The following is a 15727-nucleotide window of genomic DNA, read 5'->3' on the forward strand; positions in this document are numbered from 1 at the left end:
GTAACCTCGTGTCGTGACCCGCCTGCAGCAGGCCGCGCTGACCAAGCTCGGCAGCGTATTGCGGCTCCCCCCGGCAACCACCGAGTTCGCCGTGCACCGGCATCTGCCGGTGCCGATGCGCGACGGCGTCGACCTCGTCGCCGACCACTACGCGCCGCACACCACCACGCCCGCGGGCACGCTGCTGGTGCGCGGCCCGTACGGGCGAGGCTGGCCGTTCTCGGCGCTGTTCGGCGCGGTGTACGCCGCGCGCGGCTACCACGTGGTGGTGCAGAGCGTGCGCGGCACGTTCGGTTCCGGCGGCGAGTTCGACCCGTTCGTCAACGAGGCCGCCGACGGCGCCGACACCGTCGGGTGGCTTCGGACCCGACCGTGGTTCACCGGCACCTTCGCGACCCTCGGGCTGTCCTACCTGGGCTGGACGCAGTGGGCTCTGTTGTCCGATCCGCCGCCGGAGTTGAAGGCGGCCGTGATCACCGTCGGCCCCCACGACATAAGCGGACCTCGTTGGGGCACCGGGTCGTTCGCGCTGAACGATTTCCTCGGCTGGAGCGATCTGGTCTCCCGCCAGGAGGATCCGCGACGGCTGCGGGTGCTGCTGCACCAACTGCGGGCGCAACGGCTGGTCACCCGGGCCGCGCTGGGCACACCGCTGGGCGAGTCGAGCCGGGCGCTGCTCGGCGACGGCGCACCGTGGTTCGAATCCTGGCTGGAGCATCCCGCCCCCGACGACCCGTTCTGGACCCGGCTGCGCGCCGACGACGCGCTCGACCACAGCGAGGTGCCGGTGCTGTTCCTGACGGGATGGCAGGACCTGTTCCTTGAGCAGACGCTCGAGCAGTACCGCCGGCTGCGCACCCGCGGGGTGGCCACCGGCCTGACCATCGGACCGTGGACGCACGGTCACATGATGACCAAGGCCGCACCGACAGTGCTGCGCGAGACGATGGACTGGCTCGGCACTCATCTCGCCGGGGCGCCGGCGGGCAGGCCGGCACCGGTCCGCATCCACGTCCACGGCGCGGGGTGGCGTGAACTGCCCGACTGGCCGCCGGTCACCGACGAGCAGGTGCTCTATCCCGTGTCCGGCCGCCGATTGACCTCGCACGCAGGCGAATCCGGTCAGGTGACGTTCGTGTACAACCCGGCCGATCCGACGCCGACGGTCGGCGGCCGGCTGTTGTCCCCGGTGGGCGGCTATCGCGACGACACCGAACTGGCCCGCCGCGCCGACACGGTGACGTTCACGAGCACCCCGCTGCCTGCCGATCTTCGGGTGATCGGGGCACCGGTGGTAGAGCTGGCGCACGAATGCCCGAACCCGCACAACGATCTGTTCGTCCGGATCAGCCAGGTCGAATCCGACGGCACCTCACACAACGTCAGCGACGGCTACCTGGCCTCGGCGCCGGTGTCGGGCACCGCCCGCGTCGACCTCGACGCGACCGGGTGGACGTTCCCCGCCGGGTCGCGGATCAGGCTGCTGGTCGCGGGCGGATCCCATCCGAGGTTCCTACGCAACCACGGGACCAGTGAATCAGCTTCCACAGCAACGAGTTTCGCGACGGCCCGGCACACGCTCCGGTTGGGTGGGCAGACCCGTGTGACGCTGCCGGTGTCAGCCGACTGAATCGCGTACCCGCGCCGCGATCGACTCCAGGGTCGCGTCGTCGTGCACCGGTGCCCCCCAGGCCGGGCTGACCGGCAGCTGCACCCAGCTCGAACAACCCCGGTACTCCGGGGTGCGCGCGAGCCGCACCGGCGCCTCGAGCGGGGCCGCCGACACGACGAGCACGGTCAGACGGTGCCGTGGCCGGAAATCGAGGCGATCCTCCTGCACCGACTGCGCCGTCCAGATATGCAGCGGCGCAATCTCTTCCAATCCGTCGGGGCGTTCCACCGAGATCGCCGCGACCACCCGGGCACCGGCCCGCAGCACGACGGCGTCATCGGTGCTGTCGCAGGCCGCAGTCTCCAGTAGGTCGCGGTGTTCGGCGCGGACCCGCTCGGCGTGGCTGTGTGCGACCGTCGGAAACAGCAGGAACCGCGACCGGGCCACCTCGGGGGCGACCTCGAATCGTTTCTCGTGGATGCCGCCCTTGCGCAGCAGCACGGTCTGTCGGCCGTCGAGCAGCGCGTGCACCGCGGCGCCCCACTCCTTGAGCGCGGGGTGGGTCGGCGTCGCGGTCACGCGAGATTCAACCGGGCACGCACCTCGGGGCGGCGCAGCGGCGGAACGGTTTTCGGTGGCTGTCTGCGGGGCTGCAGGCCGGCCAGCAGCCGGCGGGTGGAGTCGGTGACCTCGGCGACCGCGGCCTCGAACGCCTCGACGTTGGCCCCCGACGGCCGGGTGATCCCGCTGACCTTGCGGACGTACTGGCGGGCAGCGGCCTCGATCTCGTCGGCCGTCGCGGCCGGCTCCAGGCCCCGCAGCTCGGTGATGTTTCGGCACATGGACACCACGATAGGCGCGCGTCCGTGCTCCGGTTACGGTGTGGCGATGAGCACCGAGAACTCCGCCGCCGATGTCCTGCTGGTCGACACCACCGACCGTGTCCGCACGCTGACGCTGAACCGGCCCGGTTCGCGCAACGCGCTCTCGGCGGCGCTGCGCCACGAGCTGTTCGGGGCGCTGCGGCAGGCCCAGACCGACGACGACGTCGACGTGGTTATCCTGACCGGCGCCGATCCGGTGTTCTGCGCGGGCCTGGACCTCAAGGAGCTCGGCGACACCACCGAACTGCCGGACATCTCGCCGAAGTGGCCGCCGATGACCAAGCCGGTGATCGGCGCGATCAACGGGCCCGCGGTGACCGGCGGGCTGGAGATCGCGCTGTACTGCGACATCCTGATCGCGTCGGAGCACGCCCGATTCGCCGACACCCACGCCCGGGTCGGGCTGCTTCCGACCTGGGGTCTGTCGGTGCGGCTGCCGCAGAAGGTCGGTGTCGGGATGGCGCGGCGGATGAGCATGACCGGCGATTACCTGTCGGCCGAGGATGCGCTGCGCTGCGGTCTGGTCACCCAGGTGGTGCCGCATGCCGAGCTGCTCGACACCGCCCGTTCGATCGCCGCGTCCATCGTCGGCAACAACCAGAAGGCCGTGCGCGCGTTGCTGGCGTCGTACCACGACATCGACGACGCGCAGAACGGGGGCGCGCTGTGGCAGGAGGCCTCGGCGGCCCGCGAGTGGATGAAGAGCACCAGCGGCGACGACATCGCGGCCAGCCGCAGCAGCGTGATCGACCGCGGCCGATCCCAGGTGCGGCCGTAGGGCGGTCACCCCGGCACCGCGAACGCGCGGGTCTGCACAGCGACACTCCGTGTCGAGGAGTGCAAGACCGCGCGCTCATCCCCGTTGACAGCGCCCCCGGGGTACTTGGCACAGTCGAGAGATGACCGGTCTCGCCCGCCGACCACGTCCTCGACATCGGCTGCGGCCCGGGCAATGCCGCCCGTATCGCCGCTGCCCGCGGCGCCCAGGTCACGGGCGTCGACCCGTCCGCGTCGATGCTGCGGGTCGCGCGCGCCGTCACCCGCGACCCATCGGTCACGTGGGTGCGGGGCGGCGCGGAGGCACTGCCGGTCCCGGACGCGGTGGCGACGGTCGGGTGGGCGCTGGCCACCGTGCACCACTGGCCCGACGTCGACGCCGGTTTGGCCGAGATACGCCGGGCGCTCGCCCCCGGGGCCCGGTTCCTGGCCGTCGAACGACAGACCGAACCCGATGCGACCGGCTTCGCCAGCCACGGCTGGACCGGCGCTCAGGCCGAGACGTTCGCCGCGATCTGTGAATCCGCCGGGCTCACCGATGCCCGCGTCGAAAGCCATCGCGCCGGCAAGCGGCAGGTCTGGACGGTCCACGCGACCCGCCCCTAGCTGCCGATCGCGGTCGGTCCGCAACCCCTGAGGGCCCGGGCCCAGAAGCCTGGGGCACTTGAGGCGCATTCACTCCCCGCGAATGCGCCGTCCTGCACGGCAGACACGGAGTGTCGCCGTGCAGACGTGCGCGCTCGGCGAGCGACGCGCCCACGTCACGACCTCAGCGGGTTCCCGGGATCAGCCAGCGGCCCGACAGCGCGCGCCACCCGACGAAGACCAACCGCAGCACCATGAACGTGCTCAGCCCGGCCCAGATCCCGAGCAGACCCCACCCGAACGCCAGCGACAACCAGATCAGCGGCAGGAACCCGAGCAACGCGCTGGCCAGCGTCGCGTTGCGCATGAACGTCGCATCGCCGGCGCCGAGCAGCACGCCGTCGAGTGCGAACACGATCCCGGCGACGGGAAGTTGCGCGACCAGGAACCACCACGGCACGCCGATCTCGTCGAGCACCGACTGATCGGAGGTGAACACCGTCGGGAACACCGACGACCCCAGCGCGAACACCGCGGCCAACACGAACCCGGCGACCGTGGAGAAGATCGTCACCCGCCACGCGACCGCCTTGGCGTGCGCGAGCTGCCCGGCGCCGAGCGCGGCACCGACCAGTGACTGCGCGGCGATCGCCAGCGAATCCAGCACCAGCGCAAGGAAACTCCACAACTGCAGCACGACCTGGTGGGCGGCGACCGAAGCGGCTCCGAACCGGGCCGCGACGGCACCCGCGGAGATGAAGCAGGCCTGGAAGGCCATGGTGCGCAACACCAGGTCGCGTCCCATCATGACCTGGGCGCGCACCACCGCGGGCTGCAGCCGCAACGGGACCTTCTCGACCACCAGGGCCCGGCAGAACAGCGCGGCGGCCAGCCACTGCCCCACCACGTTGGCGACCGCCGACCCCGGCAGCCCCAGCTCCGGCGCGCCGAACCAGCCGTAGACCAGCACCGGACACAGCACCGCCGACAACGCGAATCCGACGACCACATAGCGCAGTGGCCGCACGGTGTCCTGCACACCGCGCATCCAGCCGTTCCCGGCGGCGGCGATCAGGATCGCGGGCACCGCCAGGCTGGCGATCCGCACCCACGGCAGCGCGGCATCGGCGATCTCCCCGCCGGCGGCCAACGCCGACACCAGCGGCACCGCCGTCAGTTGCACCGCGGCCACCACGGTCACGCCGATCCCCAGCGCCAGATATGTCGCCTGCACGCCCTCCTGCACCGCGGTGGCGCGGTCACCGGCACCGTAGAACCGGGCTGCGCGTGCCGTCGTGCCGTAGGACAGGAACGTCAGCTGCGAGCTCAGCACACCCATGATCAGCGCCCCGATCGCCAGCCCGGCCAGGCTGAGCGCACCCAGCCGGCCGATGACGGCCAGGTCGAACAGCAGGTAGATGGGTTCTGCGGCAAGCACTCCCAACGCCGGCAGCGCCAACCCGGCGATGCGCCGGCTGGTGGCCGGAGCGACGCCGTCAGCCAAGGGCCGCACGCAGGGCCGCGACGACGTCGGCCGCAGATCCGGTCGCCGAGTACCCGGCGGCCACGCGATGCCCGCCCCCGCCGAAGGTGCCCGCGACCGCGGCGACGTCGAATGTCTTGGCGCGCATGGACACCGACCAGCGTGCCGGCCCGATCTCCTTGAACACCGCGGCCACCTCGGCCTGCGCGGTGGTGCGCACGATGTCGACGATGCTCTCGACTTCCTCGGGGCGCGCATTCGCCAGCTCGTCGTGGTCGACGACGGCGTAGACGAAACCGCGCCCCCCGGCCGCGTCGGTGACCAGCTCGGCCGATCCGAGCACCCGCGACAGCATCGGCAGCCATGCGAACGGATGCGTGTCGAGCAGCGTGCGACTGATCGCGGCGTTGTCGACACCGACCTCGACCAACCGGGCCGCCAGCCGGTGCGCCCGCGCACTCGCCCAGCGGAACGATCCGGTGTCGGTGGTCAATCCGGCGTAGAGGCAGTGCGCCACCGCGAGATCGATCGGCTTGCCCCATGCGTCGAGCAGCTCGGCGACCAGCATCGTCGTCGAATCCGCGGTGGGGTCGACGAAGTTCGCGGTACCGAACAACTGATTCGACGCGTGGTGGTCGATGACGAGCACGTCTGCCGCGCGCTCGGCGATCTCGGCCAGCGCGCCCAGCCGGTTGACGCTGGGGATGTCGACGGTCACGACCAGGTCGGCGTCGCGTCGCATCCGCGCCGGTGGCACCAGAAGATGCCCACCGGGCAGCGAATGCAGCGAGTCGGGCAGGGTGTCCGGCTCGGCGAAGCTGACCTCGACCGACGTGCCCGCGGCGTCGAGTACCAGCGCCAGCGCCAGCCCGGCACCGATCGTGTCGGCGTCCGGGAAGACGTGGCAGACGATGCTCACGCGTTCCGCCCGGGTCAGCAGTTCCGCCGCACCGCAGGCGTCCACGCTCACGCCCGGGATGCGGACGTGAGCCGTCGGATCAGTTATCGAGCGTGTCGGCGCCACCCTTGTCCTCAGCGTCCCCGGTTGCCTCGTCCTCCCCGACTACACGGTAAGGGTCGGCATCGCCCGCGTGCTTGGCGCCCTCGCGAACTCTCGCCAAATCCTCATCAGCCGCGCGGGCTTTCGCCAGGAGCGCCTCCATATGATGCGCGGCGTCGGGCACGGTGTCGCGGGCGAACGCCAGCGTCGGGGTGAACCGAACCCCCAACGAGGCCCCGACCCGGGTACGCAGCACGCCTTTGGCCTTCTCCAGGCCGGCGGCGGCGCCCTCGTAGTCGGGTTCCTCGTCGAGGGACCGGCCCAACACCGTGTAGTACAGCGTGGCGTCATGCAGGTCGTTGGTGACCTTGGCGTCGGTGATCGTCACCCCGGCCAGCCGCGGATCCTTGATCTCGTACTCGATGGCCGAGGCGACGAGCGTGGAGATCCGCTTGGCGAGCCGCTTGGCCCGTGCGGGATCAGCCATGACGCTCCTCGCGCAAGCGCTCGTCAGCCATCGCTACCGCCCTTTGCTCTTCGCGCAAGCGCTCATCCGCCTGCCGATGCTCTTCGCGCAAGCGCTCATCGCTACGTCCGTGCCTTCTCGACCAGCTCGTACGTCTCGATGATGTCGCCTTCCTTGATGTCGTTGTAGGTCAGCGTCAGACCGCACTCGTAGCCCTCGCGGACCTCGGTGGCGTCATCCTTCTCCCGCTTGAGCGACGAGATGGTGAGGTTCTCGGCGACCACCACGTTGTCACGCAGCAGGCGTGCCTTCGCGTTGCGGCGCATGATCCCCGACTGCACGAGACAGCCGGCGATGTTGCCGACCTTGGACGACCGGAAGATCGCCCGGATCTCGGCGCGGCCGAGTTCCTTCTCCTCGTAGATCGGCTTGAGCATGCCCTTGAGCGCGGCCTCGATCTCGTCGATCGCCTGGTAGATGATCGAGTAGTAGCGGATCTCGACGCCCTCGCGGTTGGCCAGCTCGGTCGCCTTGCCCTCGGCGCGGACGTTGAAGCCGATGATGATCGCATCCGAGGCCGACGCCAGGTTGACGTTGGTCTCGGTGACACCACCGACACCGCGATCGATGACTCGCAGCTGCACTTCGTCGTCGACCTGGATGCCCAGCAGGGCCTCCTCGAGGGCTTCGACCGTACCGGCGTTGTCGCCCTTGAGGATCAGGTTCAGCTGGCTGGTTTCCTTCAGCGCCGAATCCAGGTCCTCCAGGCTGATCCGCTTGCGGGTGCGGGCGGCCAGCGCGTTGCGCTTGCGCGCGCTGCGCCGGTCGGCGATCTGGCGGGCGATGCGGTCCTCGTCCACGACGAGGAAGTTGTCGCCTGCGCCCGGCACCGACGTGAAGCCGATGACCTGCACCGGACGCGACGGCAGCGCCTCGGTGACGTCCTCGCCGTGCTCGTCGACCATGCGACGGACGCGGCCGTAGGCATCGCCGGCCACCACCGAGTCGCCGACCCGCAGCGTGCCGCGCTGGATGAGCACGGTCGCCACCGGGCCGCGGCCACGGTCGAGGTGGGCTTCGATCGCGACGCCCTGGGCCTCCATGTCGGGGTTGGCCCGCAGGTCCAGCGATGCGTCGGCGGTCAGGATCACCGCTTCGAGCAGCTGCTCGATGTTGGTGCCCGCCTTGGCCGAGATGTCGACGAACATCGTGTCGCCGCCGTACTCCTCGGGCACCAGGCCGTACTCGGTCAGCTGACCGCGGATCTTGGCCGGGTCGGCGCCTTCCTTGTCGATCTTGTTGACCGCCACCACGATCGGCACGTCGGCGGCCTGCGCATGGTTGACCGCTTCCACCGTCTGCGGCATGACGCCGTCGTCGGCCGCGACCACCAGGATCGCGATGTCGGTGGCCTTCGCACCGCGGGCACGCATGGCGGTGAACGCCTCGTGACCCGGGGTGTCGATGAAGGTGATCGGCCGCTCGTTGCCGTCCAGGTCGACAGTGACCTGGTAGGCGCCGATGTGCTGGGTGATACCGCCGGCCTCACCCTCGCGCACGGTCGCGTTACGGATGGTGTCGAGCAGTCGGGTCTTGCCGTGGTCGACGTGGCCCATGACGGTGACGACCGGCGGACGGAACTCCAGATCGTCCTCGTCTCCGGAATCCTCGCCGTAGGAGAGGTCGAAGGACTGCAGCAGCTCGCGGTCCTCGTCCTCCGGGGACACGACCTGCACGACGTAGTTCATCTCGCTGCCGAGCAGCTCGAGGGTCTCGTCGCCGACGGACTGCGTCGCGGTGACCATCTCACCGAGGTTGAACAGCGCCTGCACCAGCGAAGCCGGGTTGGCGTTGATCTTCTCGGCGAAGTCGCTCAGCGATGCGCCGCGGGCCAGCCGGATGGTCTCGCCGTTGCCGTGCGGCAACCGCACGCCACCGACGACCGGCGCCTGCATGTTCTCGTATTCGGCGCGTTTCGCCCTCTTCGACTTGCGTCCACGCTTGGGCGCGCCGCCGGGACGACCGAAGGCACCTGCGGCACCACCGCGCTGGCCGGGACGGCCACCGCCGCCACCGGGACGGCCGCGGAAGCCACCGGGAGCCGCGCCGCCACCGCCGCCGGCACCGCCGCCGCGGTAGTTACCGCCGCCACCGCCACCACCGGGACGTCCTGCGCCACCGGGGGTGGGCCGAGGACCGGCACCCGGACGCGGGCCGCCACCGGGACGGGGACCGCCACCGGGCCGTGCGCCCTGCGGGCGCGGAGGCATGTTGCCGGGCGTTGCGCCGGGACGCGGGCCGCCGCCGGGGCGGGGGCCGGCGGGACCCGGGCCGGGACGCGGGCCGCCGGGACCGGCAGCCGGACGGGGCGCGGGACGCTCGACCGGCTGCTGCGACGAGAACGGATTGTTGCCGACGCGCGGGGTGCGCGCAGCGGGCTTGGGCGCACCGGGGCGCGGGCCACCGGGACCGGGACGCGGTCCGGGTGTGGGCCGTGCGGCCGGAGCCTCGGGGGATGCGGCCGACGCGGCCGGCGCCGCAGGCGTAGGGGCGGGCGGCGCAGCCGGCGGAGGCGTCGGGGCCGCCGGGGTCGGCGCAGCCGCAGCGGGTGCCGCCGGTTCGGGGGCCTTGGGCTGCGCGGGTGCCGGGGGGCCCGGCCGCGGGCCGGGGCGCCTCTCGGGGGCGGACGGCTTCGCGGGGGCGCCGTTGGATGCCTCGGCGCCGGGCTTCACCTTGTCGGTCTTGCCGCCACCGAACGATTCCCGCAGACGGCGCGCGACGGGGGCTTCCACCGTCGACGATGCGGACTTGACGAATTCACCTTGCTCGCCCAGGCGGGCGAGTACTTCCTTGCTTGTGACACCGAGTTCCTTGGCCAACTCGTGCACGCGGGCTTTACCTGCCACTACATCTCCTGTCTGAGAGGCGACAGCGGTGGTAGGCGCCGCGCCTCGGTTTAGCTATGACGCATGGTCATCGGGACTTCACGGTGTGCTCATGTTCTTCGCTTACCTGTTCTCTTGACCGGGTATGTCGAGCGCCTCCCCGCTGGAGAGACGGTCCGACACCGCGGTGATGTCCGGTGAACCGGTGATACGCAACGCTCGGCCGAACGCTCGCCGGCGAATCGCTGCCTGCAGACACTCCGGATCGGGATGCAACCAGGCACCCCGCCCCGGAAGCTTTCCCGCTGCATCGACAGTGACGACACTGTCGACCGCGACAACCCGAAGCAGTTCGACGGCCAGCTCTCGCCTCCGACATCCGATACATGTCCGCACCGGTCCCCCGGAGGGTTCCTTGGTGTTTTCACGCATCCGAGCCGATGCCTCGTGCTGGATCACAGGTGAGTCTACCGCCAGGGCCGCGTGGAGAAGAAAACCGGTGCGCAATGCGTTCGGTGTCGCCTCAACCGGCGCCGTGAGCGGCATCGGGACGCGGAGCAGGCCGCGTCCCGGGGTGCGGGCTCCCGTCGTCGCCGTCGCGGGACGCGTCGTCGCTGCGGATGTCGATCCGCCAGCCGGTCAGCCGTGCCGCCAGCCGGGCGTTCTGGCCTTCCTTGCCGATCGCCAGCGACAGCTGGAAGTCCGGCACGATCACCCGGGCCGCGCGGGCAGCCTCGTCGATCACGGTCACCGACACCACCTTCGCCGGCGACAGCGCGTTGGCGACGAACTTCGCCGGGTCCTCGTCGTAGTCGATGATGTCGATCTTCTCTCCGGAGAGCTCGCTCATCACGTTGCGCACGCGCTGCCCCATCGGGCCGATGCAGGCGCCCTTGGCGTTCAGGCCGGGCGCGCGGGACGCGACCGCGATCTTGGAACGGTGCCCGGCCTCGCGCGCGACGGCGACGATCTCGACGGACCCGTCGGCGATCTCGGGAACCTCGAGCGAGAACAGCTTGCGCACCAGGTTGGGGTGCGTCCGGGACAGTGTGATGAGCGGTTCCCTGGCGCCGCGGCTCACGCCGACGACGTAGCAACGCAGCCGGTCACCGTGCTCGTACTTCTCGCCGGGGACCTGCTCGGCGGCGGGGATCACGCCCTCGGAGCCCTTCGTCTCGCTGCCCATCCGGACCACCACCAGGCCGCGGGCGTTCGCGCGTGCGTCGCGCTGGATGACGCCGGCGACGATGTCACCCTCGCGGGCGGAGAACTCGCCGTAGTTCTTCTCGTTCTCGGCGTCGCGCAGCCGCTGCAGGATGACCTGGCGGGCCGTGGTCGCCGCGATCCGGCCGAACCCCTCGGGGGTGTCGTCCCACTCGTGCAGCACGTTGCCGTCTTCGTCGGTCTGCCGGGCGATCACCTTGACGACACCGGTCTTGCGGTCGATGTCGATGCGCGCGTCGGGCTCGTGCCCGTCGGTGTGCCGGTAGGCGGTCAGCAGGGCCGACTTGATGGTGTCGACGACGACGTCGACCGTGATTCCCTTGTCGGCCTCGATCGCGTGCAGGGCCGCCATGTCGATGTTCATGCTCAGGCTTCCTCTCCGGAGATGCCGGCCAGTTCCAATTCCCGCGGACTAGGCGGCGAAAACTCCACCTGGACAACGGCTTTGACCACCGTGGTGAGTGTGATGTCGCGGACGGTCAGATTCGCGCGCTTCTCCCGGACGATCACGTCGACGGCGCCGTCGTGCACCTGACCGATGCGTCCGGTCACCGTGGAGCCGTCGTCGAGGGTCAGCTCGGCGAGCCGCCCCTGCGCGCGGCGGTAGTGCTTCTCTGTCGTCAGCGGGCGGTCGACGCCCGGGGAGGTCACCTCGAGCACATACGGCGGGCTGTCGAGGGCGTCGAGGCGCTCCGAGGCGATGCGGGACAGCTCGGCGACCGCGTCGAGGTCCAGGCCGCCGTCGGCATCGGCGGTCACGGTGATTCGCGGTGGACGGACGGCGGTGTCGACCACCACGTCCTCGATGTCATAGCCGGCGCGCGCGAAGTCCCCGTCGAGCAGTTCGACCACCTGTCGTTGCGACGGTAATCCCGCAGACCGCTCCGCCACGGTGAAGCTCCTCGTCTTGAGTTGTCCGGACACGGTTCGCGAGGAATACCCCGCGAACACGACTCCCCACGATACGCCAGCGTCGGCAGGACAAATCACGGAAAGCAGGACCGCGGCCCGGCAGCACGTTCGCGGCCCGCCGCAGGTCCACATTCGCGGCCCGCCGCGGTAGGGATGGCAGGATGTGGCACGTGCCGAGCCGACCGCCGACCCTGAGCCGTCGACGTGTGCTCGCCGGCGCGGCCGCCCTGGCGGCCCTCGGGGTCGCCGGCGCCGGCTGCGGGACACCGCCCCCACCGGCCGACCTGGACGATCTGACCACCGCACTGGACCGGTCCCGTTCGGACAGTGACCTGGCCGCCGACGTCGCCGGCGCCGCGAAGGGCAAGCTGGCCGCGGTGCTGACCGACATCGCCGCGCAGCGGGCCGCGCACGCCCAGGCGCTGGCCGACGAGATCGTGCGCCTGACCGGCCACGAAGCACCCACCGCGAGCACCGAGCCGTCCGCCGCGCCGACGTCGACCCCGACACCCGCTTCGGTGCCCCCACCGACGGTCGACGATGTGATCGGCGCGCTACGGACGTCGGCCGACAGCGCGGCGAAGTCCGCCGGCGTGCTGTCGGGCTACCGCGCCGGACTGCTGGCGTCCATCGCGGCGTCGTGCACGGCGGGCTACACCGTCGCGCTGGCCGGAGCGGGGCGAGGCCGATGACCTCCCCCGAGAACGCTTCGACCGACGACGCGATGCCGACCCGACCCGACGACGCCGGTGCCGGCGCGCTGTTCGACGCCATCGGTGTCGAACACGCGACGATCTACGGGTACGGCGTGGTCTCGGCGCATTCGACCCCGGAACTGAACTACCTGGTGTCGGATGCGATCGCCGAACACCGGGCACGCCGCGAGGCCGCGATCGCGCTGATCGAAGCCCAGGGCGCCGAGGCGGCGATGCCCGCCGCGGGCTACGCGATGCCGATGGAGATCGACTCCCCGACCGATGCGGAGAACCTCGCCGTCCGGATGGAGGAGGACACCGCGACCGCGTGGCGGGCGGTGGTCGAGCAGACCGCGGACCAGCAGGTGCGCGCGTTCGCCGTCACCGCGCTGACCGAGTGCGCGGTCACCGCGGCCCGGTGGCGGGCCGCCCGCGGCGACGCGACGGTGACCGTCGCGTTCCCCGGCGGATCCGAGTGACGCTCAGCCGGTGATCGCGGCGCGGATCTGCTCGGCGGCGCCCTCGACCGGAATCTCGCGCTTGTCCCCGCTGAACCGGTCGCGCAGCTCGACCACGCCGTCGGCCCAGCCCCGCCCGACGACGACGATCCACGGCACACCCAGCAGCTCGGCGTCCTTGAACTTCACGCCCGGCGAGGAGGTCCGGTCGTCGAGCAGCACGTCGGCGCCGGCCAGGTCCAGCGCGGCGGCGAGTTCGGTCGCGCCGGCGCGCGCGTCGGCGTCCTTGTTCGCGATGACGACGTGCACATCGAACGGCGACACCGACGACGGCCAGCGCAGCCCGAGTTCGTCGTGCTGCTGCTCGGCGATCACGGCAACCAGCCGCGACACTCCGATCCCGTAGGAGCCCATGGTCAGCCGCACCGGCTTGCCGTTCTCGCCGAGCACGTCGGCGCCGAACGCGTCGGCGTATTTGCGGCCCAGCTGGAACACGTGGCCGATCTCGATGCCGCGCGCGGCGACCAGCGGTCCGGCCCCGTCCGGGGACGGGTCACCTTCGCGGACCTCGGCGGCCTCGATGGTGCCGTCCGGGGTGAAGTCGCGTCCCGCGACCAGGTCGACGACATGCTTGTTCTTCTCGTCGGCGCCGGTGATCCAGCGGGTGCCGTCGACGATCCGGGGGTCGACCAGATAGCGAACCCCGTTGGCCAGCAACCCCTTCGGTCCGATGTAGCCCTTGACCAGGAACGGGTGCTTCGCGAAGTCGGCGTCGTCGAGCAGCGCGTACTCGGCCGGTTCGAGCGCGGCGCCGAGGCGTTTGTCGTCGACCTCGCGGTCGCCGGGCACACCGATCGCCAGCAGCTGCCACTCGCCGCCCGGCTCCCGGACCTTCAGCATCACGTTCTTCAGCGTGTCGGCCGCGGTCACGGTGCGGCCGTCGAAGCTGGGCAGGTTCTTGCTGTTGGCCCAGTCCACGAGCGTCGCGATGGTCGGGGTGTCCGGGGTGTCGTACACGACCGCCTCCGGCAGCCCGTCAAGCGGGATCGGGTCCGGCGCGGTGGTGACGACGGCTTCGACGTTCGCGGCGTAACCGGACTGCGGGCAGCGCACGTAGGTGTCCTCGCCGACCTCGCTCTCGGCGAGGAACTCCTCGGACGCGCTGCCGCCCATCGCGCCGGACACCGCCGAAACGATCACGTAGCGGACCTTCAGCTTGTCGAAGATCCGCTGATAGGCCTCACGATGCGCGTCGTAGGCCTTCTTCAGGCCGTCGTCGTCGACGTCGAACGAGTAGGAGTCCTTCATCAGGAACTCGCGTCCACGCAGGATGCCGGCCCGCGGCCTGGCCTCGTCGCGGTACTTGTTCTGGATCTGGTAGAGCCGCAGCGGGAAGTCCTTGTACGACGAGTACTCCCCCTTCACGGTCAGCGTGAACATCTCTTCGTGGGTGGGCCCGAGCAGGTAGTCGTTGCCGCGGCGGTCCTGCAGCCGGAACAGCGTGTCGCCGTACTCGGTCCAGCGGTTGGTCGTCTCGTACGGCGCGCGCGGCAGCAGTGCGGGGAACAGGATCTCCTGCCCGCCGATCGCGTTCATCTCGGCACGGACGATGTTCTCGATCTTGCGGAGCACCTTCAGGCCCAGCGGCAGCCAGCTGTAGAGCCCGGGGCCGACGGGGCGGACGTAGCCGGCGCGGATAAGCAGCTTGTGGCTCGGCACCTCCGCGTCGGCGGGGTCGTCACGCAGGGTGCGCAGGAACAGCTCGGACATGCGGGTGATCACAGCGGACCACCTTACTGACCGGCACGGTCATCCCTCGAGCGCCTGCGACGGCGCCGGGAAGTCCGCGGTGGCCGCGGTGTCACGCTGGCCGGCGACGTCGGCCAGCCGCTCGGTGAGCGCGTCGGTGATCAGCGTGTACGCGTCGGTGCCGAGCACCAGCCGCCGGGGCGGAACGTCGGCGTCGGCGGCCCGGATTATGGCGGCGACCACCCGGACGGGGTCGACAGCCATCTCGTCGGCGGTGGTGGGCGCCCGGTCGGCAGGCCCGCCGCGGTAGGGCGCGCTGAACGGGACGCGGGTGGCGGCGTCGAAGAAACCGGTACGCACGATGCCGGGGGCAACCAGCGTGGTGCGGATGCCGAACGGCTCCACCTCGGGGCTCATCGCGTCGTAGAAGCCCTCGATGCCCCACTTGGTGGCGTGATAGAGCGAGAAGGCCGGGAAAGTCATGTACCCGCCCATGCTCGACATCTGCATGAGCAGTCCCCCGCCCTGTGCCCGCAGGTGCGGCAGCGCCGCGCGGGCCAGCTGGATGGATCCGGTGAGGTTGGTGGCGATGACCTCGTCGATCTGCGTGTCGGAGAGATCCTCGGCCGCGCCGAAGATTCCGTACCCCGCGTTGGAGACCACGACGTCGATGCGGTCGTGGGCGGCGAACGCCTCGGCCATCGCGGCGCGGATGTCGTCGGCGTCGGTGACGTCGAGCGCGCGACGCCACAGCCGGTCGCCGTACCGCTCGGCGAGATCGTCGAGCTGTGCGGGGCTTCGCAACGTCGCGGCGACACGATCGCCGCGGGCCAGCAGTTGCTCGACGAGTTCGCGGCCCATGCCACGGGAGGTGCCGGTGACGAACCAGGTCTTTGTCATGAGCTTCCTTCTCTCGGTTGTCCTACGCCGGGGCGTTCCTACGTCTCGGTCAACCGGGGTCGGGACCTCCATCAGTCCATACGCGCCATGCGTGTTT

General features: G+C 70.8%; 15 protein-coding genes and 1 pseudogene. 5 read left to right on the forward strand and 11 right to left on the reverse strand.

The genetic code is table 11. The features are described 5' to 3' along the window. Positions 1-13 precede the first annotated feature (13 nt). A complete protein-coding gene (locus NTM_RS24235) occupies positions 14-1630 on the forward strand; it encodes a CocE/NonD family hydrolase (RefSeq protein ID WP_232079826.1) in 1617 nt (538 codons plus the stop codon). Here NTM_RS24235 and NTM_RS24240 read toward each other — a convergent pair. Both NTM_RS24240 and NTM_RS24245 read right to left on the reverse strand, forming a co-directional pair. Beyond that, positions 1619-2191 (reverse strand): DUF1802 family protein, encoded by a 573-nt coding sequence (locus NTM_RS24240; RefSeq protein ID WP_163768575.1) that lies wholly within the window; start codon positions 2189-2191, stop codon positions 1619-1621. The genes NTM_RS24235 and NTM_RS24240 overlap by 12 nt on opposite strands. Then, a complete protein-coding gene (locus NTM_RS24245; RefSeq protein WP_163768577.1) occupies positions 2188-2454 on the reverse strand; it encodes a DUF2277 domain-containing protein in 267 nt (88 codons plus the stop codon). The genes NTM_RS24240 and NTM_RS24245 overlap by 4 nt, the downstream gene beginning before the upstream one ends. 46 nt (positions 2455-2500) lie before the next feature. On the opposite strand from NTM_RS24245, the gene NTM_RS24250 reads away from it, so the two are divergent. Together NTM_RS24250 and NTM_RS24255 are read left to right on the forward strand one after the other, a co-directional pair. Continuing rightward, positions 2501-3274: an enoyl-CoA hydratase gene (locus NTM_RS24250; protein WP_163768581.1), complete on the forward strand. Its 774-nt coding sequence runs from the start codon at positions 2501-2503 to the stop codon at positions 3272-3274. 128 nt (positions 3275-3402) lie between these two features. Further along, a pseudogene (locus NTM_RS24255) lies at positions 3403-3879 on the forward strand (class I SAM-dependent methyltransferase); the annotation flags it as partial. A 163-nt stretch (positions 3880-4042) separates the two neighbouring features. Here the strand turns inward: NTM_RS24255 and NTM_RS24260 are convergent. The 7 genes from NTM_RS24260 to rimP all read right to left on the reverse strand — a co-directional run bounded on the left by NTM_RS24260 (position 4043) and on the right by rimP (position 11807). Continuing rightward, positions 4043-5362 (reverse strand): MATE family efflux transporter, encoded by a 1320-nt coding sequence (locus NTM_RS24260; protein WP_104861564.1) that lies wholly within the window; start codon positions 5360-5362, stop codon positions 4043-4045. After that, positions 5355-6320 (reverse strand): DHH family phosphoesterase, encoded by a 966-nt coding sequence (locus NTM_RS24265; protein ID WP_435405133.1) that lies wholly within the window; start codon positions 6318-6320, stop codon positions 5355-5357. Before NTM_RS24265 ends, NTM_RS24260 begins: the two co-directional genes overlap by 8 nt. Before the next feature lie 19 nt (positions 6321-6339). Continuing rightward, a complete protein-coding gene (gene rbfA / locus NTM_RS24270) occupies positions 6340-6828 on the reverse strand; it encodes a 30S ribosome-binding factor RbfA (RefSeq protein WP_104861342.1) in 489 nt (162 codons plus the stop codon). Between the two features lie 101 nt (positions 6829-6929). Beyond that, positions 6930-9713 (reverse strand): translation initiation factor IF-2, encoded by a 2784-nt coding sequence (gene infB, locus NTM_RS24275; protein WP_163768583.1) that lies wholly within the window; start codon positions 9711-9713, stop codon positions 6930-6932. A gap of 102 nt (positions 9714-9815) precedes the next feature. Then, positions 9816-10238, reverse strand: coding sequence for a YlxR family protein (locus NTM_RS24280; protein ID WP_435405109.1), 423 nt, complete (start codon positions 10236-10238; stop codon positions 9816-9818). Then, a complete protein-coding gene (nusA, locus tag NTM_RS24285) occupies positions 10216-11280 on the reverse strand; it encodes a transcription termination factor NusA (RefSeq protein WP_104861340.1) in 1065 nt (354 codons plus the stop codon). Before nusA ends, NTM_RS24280 begins: the two co-directional genes overlap by 23 nt. Before the next feature lie 2 nt (positions 11281-11282). Beyond that, positions 11283-11807, reverse strand: coding sequence for a ribosome maturation factor RimP (gene rimP, locus NTM_RS24290; protein ID WP_163768586.1), 525 nt, complete (start codon positions 11805-11807; stop codon positions 11283-11285). A gap of 182 nt (positions 11808-11989) precedes the next feature. On the opposite strand from rimP, the gene NTM_RS24295 reads away from it, so the two are divergent. Together NTM_RS24295 and NTM_RS24300 are read left to right on the forward strand one after the other, a co-directional pair. Then, entirely contained in the window at positions 11990-12520 is a 531-nt protein-coding gene (locus NTM_RS24295) for a twin-arginine translocation signal domain-containing protein (RefSeq protein ID WP_163768588.1), read from the forward strand. Continuing rightward, the gene (locus tag NTM_RS24300; RefSeq protein ID WP_163768590.1) at positions 12517-13002 is read left to right on the forward strand and encodes a ferritin-like domain-containing protein; all 486 of its coding nucleotides are present in this window, start codon (positions 12517-12519) and stop codon (positions 13000-13002) included. Before NTM_RS24295 ends, NTM_RS24300 begins: the two co-directional genes overlap by 4 nt. Positions 13003-13005: 3 nt before the next feature. Here NTM_RS24300 and NTM_RS24305 read toward each other — a convergent pair whose 3' ends face one another. Together NTM_RS24305 and NTM_RS24310 are read right to left on the reverse strand one after the other, a co-directional pair. Next, a complete protein-coding gene (locus tag NTM_RS24305) occupies positions 13006-14763 on the reverse strand; it encodes a proline--tRNA ligase (RefSeq protein ID WP_104861337.1) in 1758 nt (585 codons plus the stop codon). Positions 14764-14790: 27 nt separating this feature from the next. After that, positions 14791-15630 carry an SDR family oxidoreductase gene (locus tag NTM_RS24310; protein ID WP_163768593.1) on the reverse strand — a complete coding sequence of 280 codons (840 nt, stop codon included), beginning with the start codon at positions 15628-15630 and terminating at the stop codon, positions 14791-14793. Positions 15631-15727 lie beyond the last annotated feature (97 nt).

Source organism: Mycolicibacterium parafortuitum, from assembly GCF_010725485.1.
In the GTDB taxonomy this organism is placed as follows: domain Bacteria; phylum Actinomycetota; class Actinomycetes; order Mycobacteriales; family Mycobacteriaceae; genus Mycobacterium.

Coding starts and splice junctions, on each gene's coding strand:
- NTM_RS24245 (WP_163768577.1), bottom strand. CDS start 2,454: ATGTGCCGAAACATCACCGAGCTGCGGGGCCTGGAGCCGGCCGCGACG.
- NTM_RS24250 (WP_163768581.1), top strand. CDS start 2,501: ATGAGCACCGAGAACTCCGCCGCCGATGTCCTGCTGGTCGACACCACC.
- rbfA (WP_104861342.1), bottom strand. CDS start 6,828: ATGGCTGATCCCGCACGGGCCAAGCGGCTCGCCAAGCGGATCTCCACG.
- NTM_RS24280 (WP_435405109.1), bottom strand. CDS start 10,238: ATGCCGCTCACGGCGCCGGTTGAGGCGACACCGAACGCATTGCGCACC.
- nusA (WP_104861340.1), bottom strand. CDS start 11,280: ATGAACATCGACATGGCGGCCCTGCACGCGATCGAGGCCGACAAGGGA.
- NTM_RS24295 (WP_163768588.1), top strand. CDS start 11,990: ATGTGGCACGTGCCGAGCCGACCGCCGACCCTGAGCCGTCGACGTGTG.
- NTM_RS24300 (WP_163768590.1), top strand. CDS start 12,517: ATGACCTCCCCCGAGAACGCTTCGACCGACGACGCGATGCCGACCCGA.
- NTM_RS24310 (WP_163768593.1), bottom strand. CDS start 15,630: ATGACAAAGACCTGGTTCGTCACCGGCACCTCCCGTGGCATGGGCCGC.